The 19,591-nt window shown below is 56.3% G+C and carries 24 protein-coding genes; 11 read left to right on the top strand and 13 right to left on the bottom strand.

Annotation, left to right across the window (positions count from 1 at the left end; all coding sequences use genetic code 11):
• The first annotated feature begins 61 nt into the window (after positions 1–61).
• The 3 genes from AC2FJB_RS14910 to AC2FJB_RS14920 are packed head-to-tail and all read left to right on the top strand — an operon-like array spanning position 62 to position 1,942.
• Complete coding sequence (locus AC2FJB_RS14910) at positions 62–565, top strand: c-type cytochrome, methanol metabolism-related (RefSeq protein ID WP_117873006.1); 504 nt, start codon at positions 62–64, stop codon at positions 563–565.
• Complete coding sequence (locus AC2FJB_RS14915) at positions 549–1,391, top strand: substrate-binding domain-containing protein (RefSeq protein WP_254683868.1); 843 nt, start codon at positions 549–551, stop codon at positions 1,389–1,391. The genes AC2FJB_RS14910 and AC2FJB_RS14915 overlap by 17 nt, the downstream gene beginning before the upstream one ends.
• Complete coding sequence (locus tag AC2FJB_RS14920) at positions 1,391–1,942, top strand: PQQ-dependent catabolism-associated CXXCW motif protein (protein ID WP_496670961.1); 552 nt, start codon at positions 1,391–1,393, stop codon at positions 1,940–1,942. Before AC2FJB_RS14915 ends, AC2FJB_RS14920 begins: the two co-directional genes overlap by 1 nt.
• Before the next feature lies 1 nt (position 1,943).
• Here the strand turns inward: AC2FJB_RS14920 and AC2FJB_RS14925 are convergent, their stop codons facing one another.
• From AC2FJB_RS14925 to AC2FJB_RS14935, 3 genes are read right to left on the bottom strand one after another with little or no spacing between them, the layout of a single operon-like run.
• Positions 1,944–2,762, bottom strand: coding sequence for a quinoprotein dehydrogenase-associated SoxYZ-like carrier (locus tag AC2FJB_RS14925; protein WP_496719367.1), 819 nt, complete (start codon positions 2,760–2,762; stop codon positions 1,944–1,946).
• Positions 2,759–3,703, bottom strand: coding sequence for a YncE family protein (locus AC2FJB_RS14930; RefSeq protein ID WP_496719368.1), 945 nt, complete (start codon positions 3,701–3,703; stop codon positions 2,759–2,761). The genes AC2FJB_RS14925 and AC2FJB_RS14930 overlap by 4 nt, the downstream gene beginning before the upstream one ends.
• Complete coding sequence (locus tag AC2FJB_RS14935) at positions 3,690–4,229, bottom strand: SRPBCC family protein (RefSeq protein WP_496719369.1); 540 nt, start codon at positions 4,227–4,229, stop codon at positions 3,690–3,692. Before AC2FJB_RS14935 ends, AC2FJB_RS14930 begins: the two co-directional genes overlap by 14 nt.
• Positions 4,230–4,595: 366 nt before the next feature.
• On the opposite strand from AC2FJB_RS14935, the gene AC2FJB_RS14940 reads away from it, so the two are divergent.
• From AC2FJB_RS14940 to AC2FJB_RS14970, 7 genes are read left to right on the top strand one after another with little or no spacing between them, the layout of a single operon-like run.
• Positions 4,596–5,729: an ABC transporter substrate-binding protein gene (locus AC2FJB_RS14940; RefSeq protein ID WP_496719420.1), complete on the top strand. Its 1,134-nt coding sequence runs from the start codon at positions 4,596–4,598 to the stop codon at positions 5,727–5,729.
• Positions 5,730–5,741: 12 nt separating this feature from the next.
• A complete protein-coding gene (locus tag AC2FJB_RS14945) occupies positions 5,742–6,713 on the top strand; it encodes a YVTN family beta-propeller repeat protein (protein ID WP_496719370.1) in 972 nt (323 codons plus the stop codon).
• A gap of 19 nt (positions 6,714–6,732) precedes the next feature.
• Complete coding sequence (locus AC2FJB_RS14950) at positions 6,733–7,170, top strand: cupredoxin domain-containing protein (protein WP_117873013.1); 438 nt, start codon at positions 6,733–6,735, stop codon at positions 7,168–7,170.
• A gap of 15 nt (positions 7,171–7,185) precedes the next feature.
• Entirely contained in the window at positions 7,186–7,434 is a 249-nt protein-coding gene (locus tag AC2FJB_RS14955) for a PepSY domain-containing protein (protein ID WP_117873014.1), read from the top strand.
• 20 nt (positions 7,435–7,454) lie between these two features.
• Positions 7,455–8,420: an ABC transporter substrate-binding protein gene (locus AC2FJB_RS14960; protein WP_496719371.1), complete on the top strand. Its 966-nt coding sequence runs from the start codon at positions 7,455–7,457 to the stop codon at positions 8,418–8,420.
• A gap of 6 nt (positions 8,421–8,426) precedes the next feature.
• Entirely contained in the window at positions 8,427–9,176 is a 750-nt protein-coding gene (locus tag AC2FJB_RS14965; RefSeq protein ID WP_496818584.1) for an ABC transporter permease, read from the top strand.
• Entirely contained in the window at positions 9,173–9,769 is a 597-nt protein-coding gene (locus AC2FJB_RS14970; protein ID WP_496719373.1) for an ABC transporter ATP-binding protein, read from the top strand. Before AC2FJB_RS14965 ends, AC2FJB_RS14970 begins: the two co-directional genes overlap by 4 nt.
• Here AC2FJB_RS14970 and pqqE read toward each other — a convergent pair.
• The 10 genes from pqqE to AC2FJB_RS15020 all read right to left on the bottom strand — a co-directional run bounded on the left by pqqE (position 9,766) and on the right by AC2FJB_RS15020 (position 17,956).
• Positions 9,766–10,884: a pyrroloquinoline quinone biosynthesis protein PqqE gene (gene pqqE / locus AC2FJB_RS14975; protein ID WP_496719374.1), complete on the bottom strand. Its 1,119-nt coding sequence runs from the start codon at positions 10,882–10,884 to the stop codon at positions 9,766–9,768. The two genes, AC2FJB_RS14970 and pqqE, sit on opposite strands and share 4 nt — an antisense overlap.
• Positions 10,884–11,156, bottom strand: a complete 273-nt coding sequence (gene pqqD, locus AC2FJB_RS14980) for a pyrroloquinoline quinone biosynthesis peptide chaperone PqqD (RefSeq protein ID WP_371415326.1) — start codon at positions 11,154–11,156, stop codon at positions 10,884–10,886. The genes pqqE and pqqD overlap by 1 nt, the downstream gene beginning before the upstream one ends.
• Entirely contained in the window at positions 11,156–11,905 is a 750-nt protein-coding gene (pqqC, locus tag AC2FJB_RS14985) for a pyrroloquinoline-quinone synthase PqqC (protein WP_496670309.1), read from the bottom strand. The genes pqqD and pqqC overlap by 1 nt, the downstream gene beginning before the upstream one ends.
• Entirely contained in the window at positions 11,902–12,798 is an 897-nt protein-coding gene (gene pqqB, locus AC2FJB_RS14990) for a pyrroloquinoline quinone biosynthesis protein PqqB (protein WP_496719376.1), read from the bottom strand. Before pqqB ends, pqqC begins: the two co-directional genes overlap by 4 nt.
• A 23-nt stretch (positions 12,799–12,821) precedes the next feature.
• A complete protein-coding gene (pqqA, locus tag AC2FJB_RS14995) occupies positions 12,822–12,923 on the bottom strand; it encodes a pyrroloquinoline quinone precursor peptide PqqA (RefSeq protein WP_117873022.1) in 102 nt (33 codons plus the stop codon).
• A 102-nt stretch (positions 12,924–13,025) separates the two neighbouring features.
• Positions 13,026–13,709, bottom strand: a complete 684-nt coding sequence (locus AC2FJB_RS15000) for a response regulator transcription factor (RefSeq protein ID WP_496670314.1) — start codon at positions 13,707–13,709, stop codon at positions 13,026–13,028.
• Between the two features lie 9 nt (positions 13,710–13,718).
• On the bottom strand, positions 13,719–15,320 hold the full coding sequence (locus AC2FJB_RS15005; RefSeq protein ID WP_496719377.1) for a sensor histidine kinase: 1,602 nt from the start codon (positions 15,318–15,320) through the stop codon (positions 13,719–13,721).
• Positions 15,317–16,108 carry an ABC transporter permease gene (locus AC2FJB_RS15010; RefSeq protein WP_496670316.1) on the bottom strand — a complete coding sequence of 264 codons (792 nt, stop codon included), beginning with the start codon at positions 16,106–16,108 and terminating at the stop codon, positions 15,317–15,319. The genes AC2FJB_RS15005 and AC2FJB_RS15010 overlap by 4 nt, the downstream gene beginning before the upstream one ends.
• The gene (locus AC2FJB_RS15015) at positions 16,105–16,851 is read right to left on the bottom strand and encodes an ABC transporter ATP-binding protein (protein WP_496719378.1); all 747 of its coding nucleotides are present in this window, start codon (positions 16,849–16,851) and stop codon (positions 16,105–16,107) included. The genes AC2FJB_RS15010 and AC2FJB_RS15015 overlap by 4 nt, the downstream gene beginning before the upstream one ends.
• Before the next feature lie 220 nt (positions 16,852–17,071).
• On the bottom strand, positions 17,072–17,956 hold the full coding sequence (locus AC2FJB_RS15020; RefSeq protein WP_496719379.1) for a LysR family transcriptional regulator: 885 nt from the start codon (positions 17,954–17,956) through the stop codon (positions 17,072–17,074).
• A 108-nt stretch (positions 17,957–18,064) separates the two neighbouring features.
• Here AC2FJB_RS15020 and AC2FJB_RS15025 point away from each other — a divergent pair, with 108 nt between their 5' ends.
• Positions 18,065–19,330: a 2-methylserine hydroxymethyltransferase gene (locus tag AC2FJB_RS15025; protein ID WP_496719380.1), complete on the top strand. Its 1,266-nt coding sequence runs from the start codon at positions 18,065–18,067 to the stop codon at positions 19,328–19,330.
• Positions 19,331–19,591: the final 261 nt, after the last annotated feature.

Raw genomic sequence — 19,591 nt, forward strand, 5'->3', positions numbered from 1 at the left:
AATGCCCGGCGCGACCCGTGATGGCCGCGCCGGAACTCTACTTTAAGAAAATGAGATATCCATGAACCACGTTACACGTCTTTTGGCACTTTCACTCATGTCATGCCTTCCTTGTGCCGTGGCAGCGGACAACCTGACTGCCGCATACACCGAGGATGGACGGTATTACACCGAAGACGATATCCCGACTTTCAACGTGGCCGAGGATGGAACCGTGGACTGGATGACATTTTCAGGCTTCCGGCGGTATCACGCGGAATGCCATGTTTGTCATGGTCCGGATGGCGAGGGTTCGACCTATGCGCCGGCTTTGAAAGAGTCAGCGCTGGAAATGGATTATTACGACTTCGTTGATATCGTCACAAATGGCCGCCAGGTGGTGAACGCCGCTGAAAACTCGGTAATGCCGGGATTTGGCGACAACCCGAATGTGATGTGCTTTCTGGATGACATCTATGTATACTTGAAGGCTCATGGGTCGGGTGCGATCCCGCGTGGACGGCCGCCCAAGAAAGAGGCTAAATCTGACGTGATCCGCGAGGATGAAGATGCGTGTATGGGCTAAGGCCTGCCTTGCTATTTGCGGACTTAGCGTCTGGCTCGGTCTGACGCTGCCGGTGCAGGCGCAGACCTCTGATCTGGTTTCAAAAACAGCTTTTCGCGTGTGCGCGGATCCTGCCAATTATCCAGTGTCATCCGAGGATGGAACGGGATATGAAAACAAGCTGGCGGAATTGATTGCGGCAAAGCTTGAACTGCCCGTGCAATATGTCTGGTTTCCTCAGGCGACGGGCTTCATACGGAACACGCTTGCCGCAAAGCGTTGCGATGTGGTGATCGGCTATGCACAAGGTCATGAGTTGGTGCAAAACACCAACCACTACTACACGTCTGCTTATACCTTAATTGTACCAAAGGATGGCGACCTGGCTCAGGTCGACACGTTGAACGATCCGATGCTCAAGGGGCGACGGATCGGCATTATTGCCGGCACACCGCCTGCGGCGCATATGGCGCGGAACGGCCTGATCGGACAGGCCAAGCCTTATAATCTCTTTGTTGACCGACGTGTGGAAAGCCCAGCCATCGACATGCTGGATGATCTGCAATCGGGTGAGATTGATGTGGCCATTCTTTGGGGTCCACTGGGCGGGCCTTTGGTCACGGCAGACTACCCTGATTTCAAGGTGATCCCGCTGGTTAAAGAGGAGCTGCCGCCGCGTCTGTTTTACCGCATCACCATGGGCGTGCGTCAGGGTGAGAAGGTTTGGCAGCGGCAGTTGAACTCGCTGATCCGCCGAAATCAGGATGAGATCAATTCAGTATTGGCCGAGGCAGGCGTTCCACTTGTGAATGATCTTGGGACCGAGGTATTGGACCTGTCTCAATGATGCGGGCCACGGTAGCAATTGCGCTAATCTCGACTGCGGCAACAGCGCAGACAGTTCCCGAGCCAAGTGACTACCGCATGGATCACTACCGCGCACCGGTGCCGGATCAGATAACCGGTGGAACAACCATCGGTCCGGAAGAGGCGCACGGCCTGTGGCTGGATCAGAGCGTTGCGTTCATCGACGTTTTGCCGCAGCCGCCCAAACCAGCCAATTTGCCTGAAGGCACGATCTGGCGGGACAAGCCGCGCGACAGTATTCCAGGAGCAATCTGGTTACCCAATGTCGGCTACGGAGCAATCGCAGAGGTCACTGCAGACTATTTTCGATCCGGTTTAGAGGCCAGCACCAATGGCGATATCAACCAAGGTGTCGTGTTCTTTTGCCTGGAAGATTGCTGGATGAGCTGGAATGCCGCCCGACGCGCAATCGAATGGGGATACGCAAAGGTCTACTGGCTTCCAGAGGGTACCGACGGCTGGGCATTGTGGGGCTATCCGCTGGATCGGGTCGAGCCGGCCCCGGGCCAACCCGTTACCGGAGGCGGTTGATCTAGAAGCCCGCCAGTTTCTTGTGCAAATGACTGACCGTACCGTCAGTATCCGTCATGGTCACATCGACCGCTTGCGCCCTGCTTGGAACAGATATGCCAACCCTCGGATTTTCGGACAGTGAAATCGACCCCGTCATCTGGATATACCCGGCACCATCAAGATCGATATCCACGGTTTCAACATATCGCATCGGTATGAAAAGCAAAGAAATCTGATCCATCTGCATTCCGGAATGCGACGGGTGATCAATGCTGAGATCCATCTTGTTGGCGCGATCCGCACCCAGTTTGGACAGCCGCTTCAGCGTGTTCAGCGCAGGCACACGGCCGACCAGTTCGGCCTCCATCGTTCCAAGGTTAGCCAAGGCCAGTTCCGGGTCAGTCCCAGGAGGCGCCGCGCAAGCGCCAACACCAGAGGTCTTGACGAAAGTTTCTGACACCCACAGGCGTCCATCGGTGGTCTCGGCGACGACGTGCATCGGGGTCGGACCGTTCACACGCATGGTCACATCGAAGTAGAAGCTCGGCAGTGGCTCTTCCAACTCGAACACGGCGGAAACCGGCATCGGGTTTTCATCCAACACCAAAGTCACCTTGGCCACTTTCGCCCCCCGAGGGGCTACGACCTGAGCCGCCAGTTGAGCCCGCGCGTCATCGGGTGTGCGATAAGGTGCATCAATCGCGATCAACGCATCTCCGTTCTGCATCGGTCTGTCGCCATAAAGCAGAGCTCGGACATTTTCCCATGCCTCGTTGGATGCCCAAACCGGGGCCGCCAACACACTGAACACGGCCGCAATCAGATGAGATGCTTTCATTGTTGTCCTCCTTGCAGGAACCTGCCAAAGGCACGTGGTCCATCACAGGTTTCTATTGTTTCTACCACCGACAGTGCCTGCGGGTCCACGATGCTGACGGTGTTGTCGAACCAGTTTGCTATGACCACCAGATCTTCGCCTGACGTCGTATCAATGCCTTCGGGATATTCTCCAACATCAATCACAGCCTCATGTTCGAGCGTCTCAAGAGAAATGACGCTGAGGGTATTGGCATATTGGTTCGTGACGAACACGCGACCATGGGCGAAGGCGATGCCATATGGGCGTTCACCAACTGGGATCGTTGCGGTGACGGCGCCGGTTTCAGCATCGACCAGGCTGACATCGTTGCTGCCGACATTGCAGACGAACAGACGCCCATCGGGGGCAAAACGCAGTCCGAAGGGGCGCGTTCCAACCGGGCTGCGGTGCAGTAGCTGAAGAGTGTCGGCATCAAATACCGACACTTGATCCGCGTCCTTGTCGGCCGACGCCAGAAAACGCCCGTCTTTCGATATCGCGATACCCGCCGGGGCGGCTCCGGTGGGTAACTCGGTTTGCACCTTCAGAGTTCTGCTGTCCAGAACCCAAAGACGGGCGTTGTACCAATCCGAGACAAAAACCCGTCCGCGTTCTTGATCCAAAGCGATTCCGATTGGCCCCCCTTCAAGAGTGACTTGCGCTATCGCTTCACCGGTCTCAGCAGACAAACGCCTCACTGTTTTGCTGTTCGGGGACACGGTGAACAGCGTTTCATCCAAACCAACCGCCACACCCGCAGGCTTTCCGGGTAATGGCCAACGGGCTGTTTCCTGCATTTGTGCAAGATCTATCCGACTTAGTTCCTCACCGTTTTGACAGGTGATAAACGCTGTCTCTGCCTGTGTCGGGCTGCCAGAGAGCGCCAAGAACAACACCAGCGGGTGGTTAACTTGCCGCACCAAACCGCTCTATCAGCGCGTCGAGACCTGCCTGATAGACGCCGGTTACGGCGGCAACGGCGGCTTCGTCATTCAACTCGGCCGGAGGATCGTTGTTTGGATACCCGCGATAGAAAGCCCCGCGCCATTCGATGATCGAACCACCTCCGTCGCGCGGTTTTACCGTCAGATGCGACGAGTAGTTGGTGACAGGCAGTACCTCTACCGCGACCTCGGTGATCCGGTAGGAGTAGCTCATTTTGTCTTCGCTGTACTTGTAAAGGATTTCATTGATCGTTGGCCCGCCTTCCTGACCAAGTGTCAGCAATCGGGTCGCATCAATCGCGTTGCCGCCGTTGCCTTCGGTCGCAAACACAGCCGGATGCCACGACATGTCATCAAAGTTCCCGACAACGGCCCAGACTTCCTCTGGTGAGGCTGCGACCTCGACAGACAGCGTGACTTTCTGCCTGGTAGGCCCATGGGCCCAAACCTGACCCGGAACCAGCAGAGCGGCGGTTGCAGCAAGAAGAAGTCGTCGATTCATTCCATTTCCTCCCTGAATGCGCTGAGCGTTTACACGCGCGGCTCCGTCGCGGCGTGCCTCCTGTCAGAACTGACGCGCGAGCGCACGTTACCGGTCACCCGTGACACCCCCTGAGAAACCGAGGGACGCCGCGGGAAACCATAGCAAGATCAACCGTATACGCGCATTCTTATAAAATAAGAATCGAGCTCAATGATGAAGCTGTTAGGCTTTGTTTTACAACACGGCCAAAAGTATCGGTTCCGTTTTTCGGGGCGCTATGCCCCGGTTGGTTCAACCTGAACTCTGACATTCAGGCAACGGGAGGACATCTTGAGTATTCGCCTGCTGTCGCTGCTTGCGGCGCTTCTTTGGTATGCATCCGCGATGACCGCGGCGGCGCTCGATGTAAAGGCTGCGGTGCTGCGGATCGACTATCCATCACTTCTGCCTATCTCGCGATATGATCTGAAACCCGACGATCTGGGGTTTGCTGGTGCGGCGCTTGGTGATGAGGATAACGGAACTACGGGCGGATTTCTGGGACATACCTATGAGACCGTCACTATTGCCGTTTCGCCGGAAGAGGCCGACGCCGCAATGGACCGGATCCTTGCCGGCGGCGTACGCCTGGTCGTCCTTTTGGCCAAAGCCCCTGACGTACTACGCCTGACGGACAAGGCGGCAGAGTCCGGGGCGCTTGTTTTCAACGTGTCTGCGCCTGATATCGACTTGCGCGACGCAAACTGCCGGGGCAACCTGCTTCATATCGCACCGTCCCGTGGCATGAAAGCCGATGCTGTTGCACAGTTTGCCGTCTGGAAGAAATGGGGCGACTGGTTCCTGTTGGCCGGATCCAACCCCGAGGATGTCAAGCTCGCGGACGCGTATCGCCGCGCGGCGAACAAGTTTGGCGCGAAGATCACCGAAGATCGGACCTTTGCGGATACCGGGGGATCTCGCCGAACGGATTCCGGTCATGTCCTAGTTCAGCGACAATTGCCACTGGACACACAGGATGTACGAGACCACGATGTTGTGATCGCCGCTGACGAAACCGACTATTTTGCGCGCTATCTGTCTTATCACCTTTGGACTCCGCGTCCTGTGATGGGTTCCGGCGGTCTGCGCCCGACGACGTTTCATGGAGCCCATGAAGCTTGGGGCGCGACGCAGTTCCACACCCGTTTCGAGGAAATGACGGGTCGATACGTGCGCCCGGAAGATTACAATACGTGGCTTGCTTTACGGGTTATCGGTGAGGCCGTGACCCGTGCCAGCACAGCCGAACCGGAAGGTGTACGTGATTATGCCCTTTCGGACCAGTTCGAACTTGCGGCTTTCAAAGGACAGAAAGTGACGTTCCGCGACTGGAACGGGCAGCTACGCCAGCCGATCCTTCTGTATGACGGGTCAATCACTGTCAGTGTCAGCCCGCAGGAGGGATTTCTGCACCAGGTCTCGCCGCTCGATTCAATGGGATTGGATCGGGCGGAATCCAGCTGTCACGCTTTTGAGTAACCGGAGGTTTTGATGAAACGACTATTGCTGACCGTTGCCTTTGCTGCGTTTGCCTCGGGTCCGGCGCTGGCGGGCAAGGCTTTTGTCTCGAATGAGCGGGGCAACACCATTACCGTAGTTGATACCGAAACCTGGGACGTGATCACCGAATTTCCGGGCGGCAACCGCCCACGCGGCATCACTGTCAGCCCGGATGGCAGCAAACTGTATGTATGTGCGTCTGACGACAATATTATTCGGGTGTTTGATACTTCGACTTATGAGGAATTGCCCAGCTTGCCTTCTGGCCCGGATCCCGAGCTCTTCATTCTCGAACCCTCGGGTAAGCGGCTCTATATCGCCAATGAAGACGACAATCTGGTGACGGTTACAGACACCGAAACCCGCACCGTTCTGGCCGAGATTCCAGTAGGTGTCGAGCCCGAAGGCATGGGAATGAGCCCCGACGCCAAATTTGTGGTCAACACGTCCGAGACCACCAATATGGCGCATTTCATTTCCACCGAGGATTATTCCATCAAGCATAATGTCTTGGTCGACCAGCGCCCACGCTATGCCCAGTATACGGCGGATGGAAAACGCCTGTTCGTGACATCGGAAATAGGCGGAACCGTCACGGTAATGGACATTGCAGAAGACGGAACGCCGACGGTTGTTGGCAAAATCAGCTTCGAAGTGGCGGGCGTGCAGCCGGAGTGGTTGCAACCCGTCGGTGCCAAGGTGACTTCGGACGGCAAACGTCTGTTCGTTGCTTTGGGGCCCGCAAACCGGGTCGCCGTTGTTGACGCGCAAAGCCTTGAAGTTCTGGACTATATCCTGGTGGGGCAGCGGGTCTGGCAGCTCGATTTCACGCCGGACGAAAAAAATCTGCTGACCACAAATGGTAATTCAAACGACATCACAATCATTGATGTGGCTGCAGAGAAAGCCATCAAATCAGTACAGGTCGGTCAACAGCCCTGGGGCGTGGTGACCATTGACTGAAGTTCTGGGAGGGACGGGAATGAAGAAATTAGTGATCGCAGTGATGATTGCAGCGTTGGGTGGACCAGTATCGGCGGCGCCACTGTGTGACGATCTGGGATTCGCCGGACTTCTGGCGAAATGCAACCGGGGAGAAACCATAAAGCTGACACTCGCCTCAGGGCAGCCGCTGGGTGAAGACGTGGTTCTGCAATCCGGCGCGTATTACAAGCTTGAGATCACCGCTGATGGTTCAGCGGAACTGGCCATCGAGGGGCCATCGTTCTTTCGCGCGATCTGGATGAACGAAATCGTGATTAACAAGATCGAAATTCGTCCGATGGCGGTAGATAGCATCGAGTTTGACAAGGCTGGCGTGGCTGAATTGTCGTTTATCGCAATCAAACCCGGCAGTCATGAAATTCGCATCCCCGGGTCCACGGGTGAAACGCAACGCATCACTGTTAGTATTCAATAGAGAAGGGATAGGTACATGAAAAATATTGGAATTTTCATAATCACCGGACTTTTGGCGGCACCGGCTTCCGCCGACGAAGTTGATACCGAAACAGTGGAAAGGATTGAGGCCTATCTTGCCTCTATCGAATGCCAGATGGACCCGGATGACATCGAGGTAGAAGACGATGGGTATGATCTGGATGACGTCATTTGTAAGGGTGGCAACCAGTTCGATATCAAGCTGGACAAGGATTTGAATGAAGTCAGCCGAAAAGCGGAATAGCGAATAAACAGGATTGAGCCATGACCAAACTATTTGCCGCCTGCCTTGCACTTGCACTCATTTCGGGGGCTCTGGCCGCTGAGACCCTGCCGACCATTCGGGCGGCCGTACTCAAGATAGGTACGGTGAATTGGGAACTGGAGACCATTCGCCAGAACGGTCTGGATCGGAAACATGGCTTTATCCTTGATGTTCAACCTTTTGCCGACAATGGCGCAACGCGCATTGCGGTCGAAGGTGGCGAAGCCGATCTAGCCGTTGCCGATTGGATCTGGGTTGCTCGACAAAGGGCTGCGGGCAAGGGCTATGTTTTCATTCCCTATTCCAAAGCAGTTGGTGGCGTGGTTGTACCAGCTGACAGCCCTGCGACCAGTTTGAGGGATCTAGCCGGTGGCAAGATCGGCATAGCGGGTGGCCCGCTGGATAAATCCTGGCTGATTTTGCGCGCCTTTGCAGCACGGGAATATGGGATGGACCTGAAAGCCGACACCGAGCAGGTGTTCGGTGCGCCCCCTCTGATCTTCAAATCTGCTTTGAACGGTGACTATGCCGGCGCGATCAATTTCTGGCATTTTCTGGCCAAGATGAAAGCGTCCGGCATGAAAGAGCTGATCTCGGTTGAGGGTGCTGGGCAGGCTTTGGGGCTCGACACAAATACACCCCTGCTGGGTTATTACCTGAAAGAGAGTTTTCTGAACGAACACCCCGACCTTGCGCAAAGCCTGTTTGCCGCCAGCCGCGATGCCAAGGACCTGCTGGCCAATTCGCCTGAGGCGTGGGAGGCGATCAGACCGCGCATGAACGTCACGTCCGATGCACAGTTTGAACAACTCAAGTTCGATTGGATCGCCGGTATTCCCGATCGCCGCCCGGTTGACGAGGTTGCGGCCAACAAGATGCTGGAACTTATGGCCGAATTAGGCGGGGCTGAACTGGTGGGCGCTGCGACGACTGTGCCACAGGGTCTTTTTGCTGACGTGGAATAGGATCAGATGCAAAACGCGCGCCTTACGCCGCTTATGTCTATCGCAAGCCTTGTCGCGTTGTGGATTGTTTCAGCGTCTCTGACCGCTGATCCTCAGATTCTGCCGCAACCTTGGGATCTGATTCCCCGGTTTCAGCAAGAACTTGCGTCAGGCGAATTGCTAAGCAGCCTTGGCGCGACTCTGTTACGCGTGATCTGGGCCTTCGTGTTGGCGATGACATTGGGAACGATCATTGGCCTGGCCATGGGGCGGTCGGATGCGCTGAACCGCTGGCTCGATCCATGGCTGGTTATCTTCCTGAACCTGCCCGCGTTGGTTCTGATCGTGCTGTGTTATCTCTGGATCGGGCTGACCGAAGCTGCGGCGATCACCGCAGTTACGCTGAACAAAATTCCCAATGTCGCAACGATCCTCCGAGAGGGCGGCAGGGCCCTAAGCCCAGATCTGGATGCGATGGCACAGGTCTACCGGATGCCGTGGCAAACGCGACTGCGTCATGTGATCCTGCCGCAGCTTGCCCCGTTTATCGCCGCTGCCGCACGGTCTGGGCTTTCTCTGATCTGGAAAATCGTGCTTGTGGTCGAATTTCTTGGGCGATCATCCGGTGTCGGGTTCAAAATCCACTTGTATTTTCAGCTGTTTGATGTGGCTATGGTGCTGGTTTACGCATTCTCGTTCATTGCGGTCATGCTGGTCGTTGAGTGGTTGGTTCTACAGCCTTTGGAGCGTAACGCTCGACGGTGGAGAACTGCATGATCCAAATTGACATCCACAAAAAGCACTTTGAAAACGATGCCGTTCTGGGCCCCGTTGCCTTTGAAATCGCTGCCGGGGAAACAGTCGCTCTGACTGGGCCCTCGGGCATTGGAAAGACGACGCTGCTGAGATTGGTGGCAGGCATTGACCCGAACTTTGAAGGCCATATCGTTCGGCCGGATCGACTGGCCATTGTATTTCAGGAACCCACTTTGCTGCCATGGCGTTCGGCTATCGATAATCTGACCCTGATTCATGGCGACCTGTCGCAGGCTGAGGCCGACGCCGCGCTGACTGACGTGGGTTTGGAAGGAAAGGGGGATTTGTTTCCCGGCCAGTTGTCACTGGGTCAGCAGCGCCGGCTTTCTTTGGCACGCGCATTTGCCGGGCAGCCTGAGTTTCTGATTATGGACGAGCCCTTTGTGTCTCTGGATTCTGAAACAGCCGAGACGATGCTGACCCTGACCGAGGACCTCATCATTCGGCACCGACCGGCGACCCTGTTCGTGACGCATTCCAGACCAGAAGCAAATCGGCTTTCCGACCGGATCCTAAACCTGATATCCGGGCCAGACGGGGCCGTTCTGGGTTAGGGGTCATTCGCAGACTTCGTCGCGGCACCGGGTGCGGTACGATAGATGAAAGGCGCATCCGCTTTGGCGGCATGTTCGTTTGCCTGGTTTTGCAGGGTCTGATGAAGGGGTGATTTGATGCAAACGGGATCGGTGGCGCTTGCGTCTCCGACAACGGCCATGGCCTGACAGCGGCAGCCGCCAAAATCAATGGTTTTGCGTTCGCAGGTTTTGCACGGGTCCGACATCCATTCCGTTCCGCGATAAGCATTGAACGCGCTGCCACTGTACCAGATATCCGCAAGCGGTTTGTCCTGCACCCTGTCAAATGTCAGATGCGGGATGGACTGTGCCGCATGGCAAGGCAGAACCAGACCGTCTGGCGCCACGTTCAGCCCGGTTGTGCCCCAACCGCCCATACATCGCTTGGGATAGTCATCATGATAGTCCGCCGGGACATAATCGATGACCAGTTGTCCCTTGAGGTCCTTCCTGGCCTCGGCCACCTGTCTCGTCACCTGTTGCGCCTGTTCCCGCGTCGGCATTAAGGCGTCCCTGTTCTTCAAGGCCCAGCCGTGGAATTGTACGGTTGCAACTTCGATCCGTCGCGCTCCCATTTCGCGCGCCAGTTCCAGCGCCCGCGGCAGTTGGTGGGCATTGTGACGGTGCAGCACGAAGTTCAGGGTCAGCGGAAACCCGATTTTTTTGATCCATTCGACCGTTTTCATTTTGCGGTCAAACCCACCTCGGTAGCCGCCTACCTTGTCCGCCATCGCGGCGTCAGTGCCCTGAAGAGAAAGCTGGATGTGGTCCAGGCCGACTTCGTCCAGCTCATGCAGGCGTCGCTCGGACAGTCCGATCGCCGATGTGATCAGGTTGGTATATAGTCCAGCCTCACGCGCGGCGTTGACCAGCGCAACCAAGTCTCGGCGGGATGCGGGTTCTCCACCTGACAGATGCAATTGCAAGACGCCAAGCGCCGCCGCTTCTCTGAAAATACGTGCCCAGGTTTCGGTATCCATTTCACTGTCGAGTTTGGCCATTTCGACTGGGTTGGAGCAATAGGGGCAGGACAATGGGCAACGATGCGTCAGCTCGGCCAGCATGGCAATTGGGGGAGGGGTTTTTACCTGCATCAAATGACATCCAGAAAACGACGCACCCGAAGGGCATCCAGAAACCCCGAGCTGTCTTCGACAATCTGTTCTTCCGGGGCGTTGTACTTCTTGGACAGGCTTGCGGTGATCTGACCAAAGCTGCGTTGGCCGTCTACTTCGCTCAGAATCGCATGTCCGATCTGATCCAACGTCACGGCCCGTTCAGGTGCCAGTAGAACCCATTGTTCCCGCACAGAATCGTACTGGATGCGGACACCACGCGGAAGCAAGGGGACCTCCTGCGCCAACATCATGATGCCTGCCGCATCCGTAAACCGGTGTCCGGCTTCCATGCCCCGGGAGGAATTCGGGCAGGTTCGACATAAGCGCCCCACAAGGCATCCAGCTGCGACCAGAGGACATCGGTCTTGAATATCAGTGCTTTGGCTGCCGCTTCCTGTTTTTCTGCAGTGTCGGCATGATCCAATACCCATGCCAAGCCAAAGGCCACATCCTTGGGGGCTTCTTTCAGGCGGTTGCGGAAATAGGCAAGTGAGCTGTCATCCGCAAAATCGTAATGCTGAAGCAGGCCTTCGATCCTGTTGGCGTGAATCTTGGGAGCAAACAGTTCAGTGAGTGAGGCCGCAACCGCTTCCAGCAACGACTTTTCACGGACGTATCGCACGTAAGCGTCCACCGCAAATTTGGTGGCAGGCAATACGCCGTCACATGAGGCGACATATTCCGGATCCAGACCGACTGCTTCGGCCAGTCGCAACCAGCGCCGGATACCACCTTCGTTGTCTTCCGTGCCGTCATGATCTTCGATCCGCGACCGCCAGGCTCGGCGCAGCGCGGGATCATCTACACGCGACATGAAGGCGGCGTCCTTCATCGGGATGGAATGCTGATAATAGTAGCGGTTGATCACCCAGGCCCGCACTTCGTCAGGCGTGCATTGACCACCGTGCAGGCGATGATGAAAAGGATGCAAGTCGTGGTAACGCTCGGCTCCGATCTGACGAAGCCGGGCCTCGAACTCTTTGCGGCTTTGGGTCATAGTGTTATCTCCATGCCATCTTGGCCTATCGTCCAGCCTTTGGCCCGTGCCTGAGCGTTCTCAGTGCTGTCGGGGCGCAGAACCGGATTGGTGTTGTTCATGTGGATAAACACTTTCCGGCCGATTTTCATATCAGCGAAACCGGCGATCGATCCATCTGGGCCGTCCATCGACATATGGCCCATGCGCTTGCCCGTTTTCTGACCCAGCCCGGCCTGCACCATTTCTGTGTCGTGCCAAAGCGTGCCGTCGAAAAACAAAAGATCGGCCTCGTCAAGCCGAGCGCGCAACTCGGGCGTCAATGCGGCGCAGCCCGGTATATAATACGCCGTCTTCCCTTGTGTGCTTAGTGCCACCCCGACAGTTTGTTCGCCAACCAGCTCGGTTTCGACGTGTTCCCCTTCAAGATACAGAGGCACTTTGCCGGGCACAGGGAACAAAGTTGCCTCCAAGCCTGAAACCAGCTCGAATGTCTCATTCAACGAGATCGACGCGCGTTTCACGACCGAGGCGTTCAAGGCGTCGAATATCGGATTCTGCGCTAGAACATCCTGAATGCTTTGAGTTGCAAACAGCGTAAATGGCTGCATCTCGCGCAACGTGAGCAAGCCAGCCACATGGTCAATATCACCGTTTGTAACCAGCACAGAATTAATCGGCATCTCGCGCAACCCAGTCGGATACAGGAGAGGTGTATTGCCGACCTGTGCTCGAATATCCGGAGATGCGTTCAGGATGGCCCAGTTCTGACCATCGGGGGACACGGCGAGTGATGACTGCGTCTGCGCGGGAATAACTCCGCTTCGGGCCAGATTGCAGTTCTCACATCCGCAATTCCATTGCGGAAGGCCGCCTCCAGCAGCGGCCCCAAGTATTATTGCGCGCAACGTCATCTATTGTTGGCGCTTGCGGCTGATCAGATCAGGCCGCCACCGCGCTCATCGTCATGATCGGGGCCGTACATGTTGATTTCCATGCCGCATTCGATTTCGCGAATAACAGGTCTGTTCCAAGCCATATCAGGGTCCTCCTCCTAAGGTGTGCTGGTTTCCAATGTGGCAGGACTTATCGGATGGTGCGACTCTTAATTCATAAGAAAGAATTAGACTTTGGTCGGTACTCAGCTGTCATCCAATAACGGAGCGACACCTTGAAGGCAAAACCCTTGATTGCGTATGGTTTTGATTTCAAACCCAAAATCGTCTGACGCTAGCTTTCTTCTCAGATACCCAATATAGACGTCCACCACATTTTCGTTGCTGGATCCTTCCTGCGACCAAAGCGTGTCAAACAGCTCTCCCCGGGAAATTGGCGATCCGGCCTGGCTGTTGAGCAACGTGAGCAGATCGAATTCACGTTCGGTGAGTGCAATGCTTGTCTCTCGGATTGAAATTGTTCTGTCCCGCGTGGATAGCCGCGCGGGGTCCGGGCGGTGAGAGAGTGCGCGCTGTTCCTGTACTTGCAATCGGGCGACAAGTTCATCAAAGCTGAACGGCTTTACGACATAGTCATCGGCTCCGGCTTCCAGCCCTGCGGCGCGATGGTCGACATCCGATAGCGCCGACAACATCAGGATCGGGATTCCGACCCCAGCACGGCGCGCAGCTCGGACCAGTTCGACACCGCTATCCGTTCCCAGCATCACATCAACAATCGCACCTGAGAATGCACCGCTTTTCAACCGTTCCAACCCTTGGTCGGCGCGGTTTTCAGCCTCGGCTGAGTAGCCGTGCAGCGTCAGGCCCCGGACAAGGGCCGACGTGATTCTGGGGTCGTCATCTATGATCAGAAGCTTGGAGACCATGTATTTATTCTATGCCTTCGCCAGCGGTAATCGAATGCAGACAATTGTACCGGCATTTGATCCCAGAGCATTGTTGCGAGGAACCGGGCTTGCCACCGAAATGGTTCCTTCATGGGCCTCGACGACCCATCTGGCCAGTGCCAGCCCGACACCGAAGCCCTGACTGTTTGCCGCCCCTCCCTGAACAAACCGCTCGAAGATCCGGGTTTGGGCGCCATCGGGAATGCCGGGGCCGTTATCCGTTAGCTGTATTTGAACACCGCTGTCTACTGTTTTACCGGACAGTAACAACGCCTTCCCTTCGCGCGCATGTCGGATCGCATTGCGTATCAGGCTAAGCAGGACCTGACGAATCCAATTCAGGTCACAGTGCAACGAACAATCCGGGAAGCGGCCCGTTTCGAGCTGCATGTTGGCGCTGTCGATTTCAGGCTGAATGTCGCTGACAATTGTTTGTATCAGATCGCATAGTGCAACGTTAGTTGGTTCCAGAGCCAGCTCACCGGTTTCGGATCGGGCGACGCGTAGCAAATCATCGATGCTCTGGTTCAGTTTTGCGGCGCTGTTTTCGATTGTTGCCAACACCTCTGGCGCGGTCTGGACATCCCTCTGGCCAATCTGAGCTTCCATCATGATCACCGTCAGCGGTGTGCGCAGTTCGTGGCTGGCATCAGCAAAAAAGCGGCGCCGGTTTTCGTCAATCTTGGACAGGGATTCGTTTGCAGCGCTAAGTTCCCGGGTTCGCTGGGCAATGGTCTCGTTTAACCGGGCCCACTCTGCGTCAACCTCGGCCTGGCGTTGTCTCAATGCAGCCGCCATGCGGTTGGTCTCGCCATATAACTGGCCGATCTCATCATTGCGGGTTTGCGGCAACGAAATTGCGAATTCGGATTGGCCGACCTGAACCGCCGCATTGCGCAGCCGATCCAGGCGAGAGAACTGCGGCCGCACCAGACCAAAGTAGAACCACGCCGTGCTGAGCAAGGCGAATAATGCCAGTGTCAGTGCCACCCAAGTCAGAACCAGGCGGGTCCTTTCGATCCCGGCCAATACGGAGTTTCGAAACAGAACCTCGGTATTCACCGCCTGACTGAGCAGAGGATCAAACGCCGACGCAAACGAGTCGACATGGGCACGCAGCCGCGCCTGATCGGCCTCCGCGTCGGCCAGCCCTTCCAGCGTGCTGGCCAGAAGCGCCTCCATTCTGGCCAGACCCAAGGATTGGGTTCCGTAACGCGATTGTTCGTCCAGCCCCAGGGACTGAACCGCGGCAACAGCGTCTTCCACATCAGAACGAAGCTGCAGAAACGTTGTCGCAATCTGGTCTCGGATCGGGGAAAGGCGATCAATTCGTGACTCGACTGTTTGGCCGGTTTGTATCGACTCGGTTGCGATCACAAGAAAGGTGGCGGCCTGGGTCGACAGAGCCGCATAGCGTGCCATACGGGTTTCCGAAGCCAGCGCGGTTTCCAGACGGCTGGCGACGTTCTGCATCCCGAAGTAAAGGGTTGCGGCCGCCAGCAAGGTGCCTGATCCAAGCACGACGGCACCAAGGCCCAGCCGGGTTTTCAGAAGCAGACTGCGCTTTACGGTTTGTGGCGCGGCTGTCACGATTTCCGCCTCATCAGGCCCCGGGCCGGATCATACCCCCAAACGGCGATCGCGCTCAGTATCGCAGTTGATGCCAGAACCCACAGCAGGGCCCCCCAGTTGATCTGCAAGTAAAGCAGAAACCGGATCAACTCGACCACATGCGTGAAAGGATTGAGCGCACAGATATCACGCAGCAACGGCGAGCTTTCAGCCATTTTCCACAGCGGATAGAGGGCGGAAGACAAGAAGAACATCGGGAAGATGACAAAGTTCATCACGCCGGCGAAATTCTCTAGTTGCCTGATGAAACTGGACAGCACCAGCCCCAGCGCGCCCAGCATCAGACCGCCCAGAACCAATCCCGGTAGAACCGCGACATATCCGGGCAACGGCAGGACAATGCCGAACAAAGCGGCCAATGCGAGAAACGTATAGACCTGCAGGATGGATATCGCCGTTGATCCCAGCAGGCGGCAGAACAACAACCACCAGCGCGGGAACGAACTGGTCAGCAGCAGACGCATCGAGCCCATCTCGCGGTCATAGACAAGGCTCAGTGAGCTTTGCATCCCATTGAACAACAGAACCATCGCACAGAGGCCAGGGATGATATAGGTCTCGTAGGTGATATAGGTCTGATAGGGTGGAATTATCGACAGGCCCAGGGCGGCACGAAACCCTGCAGCGAAAATCAAAAGCCAGACCATTGGCCGAACCAGAGCTGCGAGAAATCGTTCACGTTGATGGATGAAACGCAGAAACTCGCGTCCGATGATGGCACGTGCGACACCCAGGAACCCGCTCATGTCGCAACCTCGGTTCGGGACAGGAACCAGTCGGACAGGGTTTGATCCCCCCGTAGGCTGCCTGTCTGCCCACTGGCAATAATCTGACCGCAATGCAGAACCAGCAACTGGTCGTCGTCGCGCACTTCATCTGTCAGGTGCGTGGCCCACAAGATGCACAACCCCTGTTCCGCCAGGTCGTGCACATGGTCGGTTATCGCGTGCCGTGCCGCGGCATCAAGCCCAACTGTTGGCTCGTCCAACAGCAACACCGATGGTTCGTGCAGCAGGGCACGAGCCAGCTCCATCCGACGACGATGACCACCATTAAGATCGCGTACACGTTCCCCGGCACGTTCCCGCATGTTCAGCCGATCCAGCGCTGCGTCGATCCGGTCGGGGACATCGGATCGAGGTAGCCCGTGCAGCGCGGCAAAATAGGTCATGTTCTGGCGTACCGTCAAACCCAGATCCAGTGTCGGTTGCTGAAAGACCACGCCGAGCTTTGCCAGCGCCTTGCGCGGGGATTGGCGAAGATTATGGCCTGCGACCGTGATTTCACCATCTGGTGCCACTAGCAATCGCGTGAGCAACGACACCAGTGTCGATTTCCCAGCCCCATTCGGACCAAGCAGACCGCAGAACGTCCCCGCCGACACGTCAAAAGAGACAGCATCCAAAGCCGTCTTGGCGCCATAGTGAAAACTCAGGTCGCGTACCGCGAGACCAGGATTGGATTCCGCCGAAGGGCGCGCGTCTGACATTCTTCCTCCGTCCCGGACCGTGGGTCTTGACAGCAGCTTGCAATGTCGGGCCGCGTTTCTCAACCTTCCAGTCTGAGGCTCGACCACGACTTAAGTATGTGAAGGTTCACGGATTTGATGCATGTGCTCGCAGGATTTGTCGCGACGTTTCGACCAACTGAGTTTGTGAGGCGAAGCGGTGCCTGATTGGCGGTAGCAACCGTATTGCGGAAACCGCTCTTCAGTTCGCGGCCAGCAAAAATGATCGTAACTCGTTGAAGGCGGGGGATCTGCTGAACGATGGAGTAAATTTCGCCACCATTGCACTCGGAAGCTTCAACGAGGCTGAAAAAGGGCGGACCAGATCGCCAGAGTCCAACAAGTTCTGTACCAGAACTTCGTGCGCCATCAACACGCCGCCGCCATGACGCGCCTCCTCCAGCGCGACAGAATATAGCGAGTGTACAGTTCCCGTCTGCGGCACGTTTGCTCCACCAGGCTGACTGTTCAACCAATTGCCCCAATCATTTGCCCACGACCCGTCATGGAGAAGTGTTTCCTTCGAAAGATCCGAAACAGAATTCAATCTGTCCGCGACTGAAGGGGCGCAAACTGGGAAAATCACATCTTCCGCTATTCTGATTTCGTTTGCTCCGATCAGTTCACTAGTAAAAAACAAGGTCATGTCAAAAGGTTCACGCGCGAGGTTTGGCGGTGTTTCGAGTGCAACAACAGACACGGACAAATCCGGAGCAATACGCCTTAGCTTTCCAAGCCGCGGGGCCAGCCACAACTGCGCGATCGACGGCAACGCAGCAACTTTGACCTTCCGGGGCAAGGCCTTGCTTCGGAGTTCCTGCACAGCCATTCCCAATTGGTCAAACGCCTGGCTAAACTCGGGCAAAAGCTCTTCGGCGAGCGCCGTCATCTCAACCCCACGGGCATTTCGGACAAAAAGTTGGGTGCCCGCCCAAGCTTCCAGGGTCTTGACGTGCTGGGTTATCGCGCCCGCGGTAACGGATAGCTCGTCTGCCGCAGCGGCAAAACTGCCCAGCCGAGCTGCTGCCTCAAATGCTCGCAGGGCATTGAGATGTGGACCTTTTGGACGACGAGGAGAAAGTGACATCTACTTGAGCCTTAGTTTTTCTGCGGCAAATAAATAGCAATACTGATTTGCTTCCGCCAGTGAAACTCTGGATTTTGGATTAAACCAAAACGCATCGGAGGAGCCCGGATGTTGCGGCACTTTGAAAATCCAGTGGGGACGACCGATCCCGTCGTCGCAGAAGCTCTTGCAAACGAGAAAATGCGTCAGCAGAATCAAATTGAGCTGATCGCGTCCGAAAACATCGTCAGCCGTGCAGTTCTCGATGTCCTCGGACATGAGATGACCAACAAGACGCTTGAGGGGTATCCGGGTAACCGGTTCCACGGAGGTGGTCAGTTCGTCGACGTCGTCGAGCAAGCGGCAATCGACCGCGCCAAGGAATTGTTCGGGTGCGACTATGCCAACGTTCAACCCCATTCCGGCAGCCAGGCGAACCTTGCTGTTTTCTTTCTGCTACTCAAGCCTGGCGACAAGGTCTTGTCGCTTGATCTGGCAGCTGGCGGTCACCTGAGTCACGGCCTGAAAGCCAACCTGTCGGGTCGCTGGTTCGAATCGCATCACTATGGTGTTGATGCCGACTCTGAAGTTATTGACTGTGATGCGCTGGAAAAACTGGCTGAGGAAATCCAGCCTAAGCTGTTGATCACGGGTGGTTCTGCCTATCCGCGCGAAATCGACTTTGAGCGCATGGGGCAAATCGCGAAAAAGGTGGGCGCACATTTCCACGTGGACATGGCTCATATTGCCGGGCTTGTCGCCGCTGGCGCGCATCCCTCGCCTTTCCCACACGCTGACATTGTAACTTGCACCACGACAAAAACACTGCGAGGCCCGCGTGGCGGACTGATCCTCACGAACAACGAGGACTGGTTCAAGAAGCTGCAGTCTGCGGTTTTCCCCGGCGTTCAGGGCTCGATCCACAGCCAGGTACTGGCAGCCAAAGCTGTTTGTCTCGCAGAAGCGCTTACGGACGAGTTCAAGGATTACGGAGCACAGGTTAAAGCCAACGCCGCCAAACTTGCAGAAACCTTGCAGACCCGGGGCTTGCGTATTGTTTCCGGTGGCACCGACACACACCTGGTACTCGTGGATCTCAGCCCAAAGGGTATCACGGGCAAACGTGCTGAGGTCGTTCTTGAAAAGACCAATATCACGGCAAACAAAAACGCGATCCCCAATGACAGCACACGTCCGACGGAATGGGTTGGGTTGCGTCTGGGCGTGAGCGCAGCCACGACCCGCGGAATGAAGGAAGCCGAGTTCGAAGAGTTGGGCAATGTGATTGCGGACTTGATCGAAGCTGAGGCAGCAGGTGATGCCGACGCGACAGTCCTGCGCTGTAAAGCTACAGTCGCCGTGTTGTGCGCGTCATTTCCCACCTATGCGGTGTAAACACTCCTTGCCCGGAAATGGCCCAGTTCCTTACGCTGTGTCTGCGATCAAGCTCTCGTGGTGCAGGTCAAGCCGTTTTTTGATCCGCGCCACCATTGTCATCCCCGATCCGACCTCGTTCTGCCGGTTGAGCGGGTGCCTCGACGCCGATGATCCGGGTCAATCCGGCAGTTTTCAAAGTAACTTAGGGTTACAGGGCATTTAACTGCGCTGGACCATTTGCGTGTGAGCGTCACCGCGGCGGCTACGAAAACTCGTGCC

This window comes from Ruegeria sp. CDSC085 (assembly GCF_059610465.1).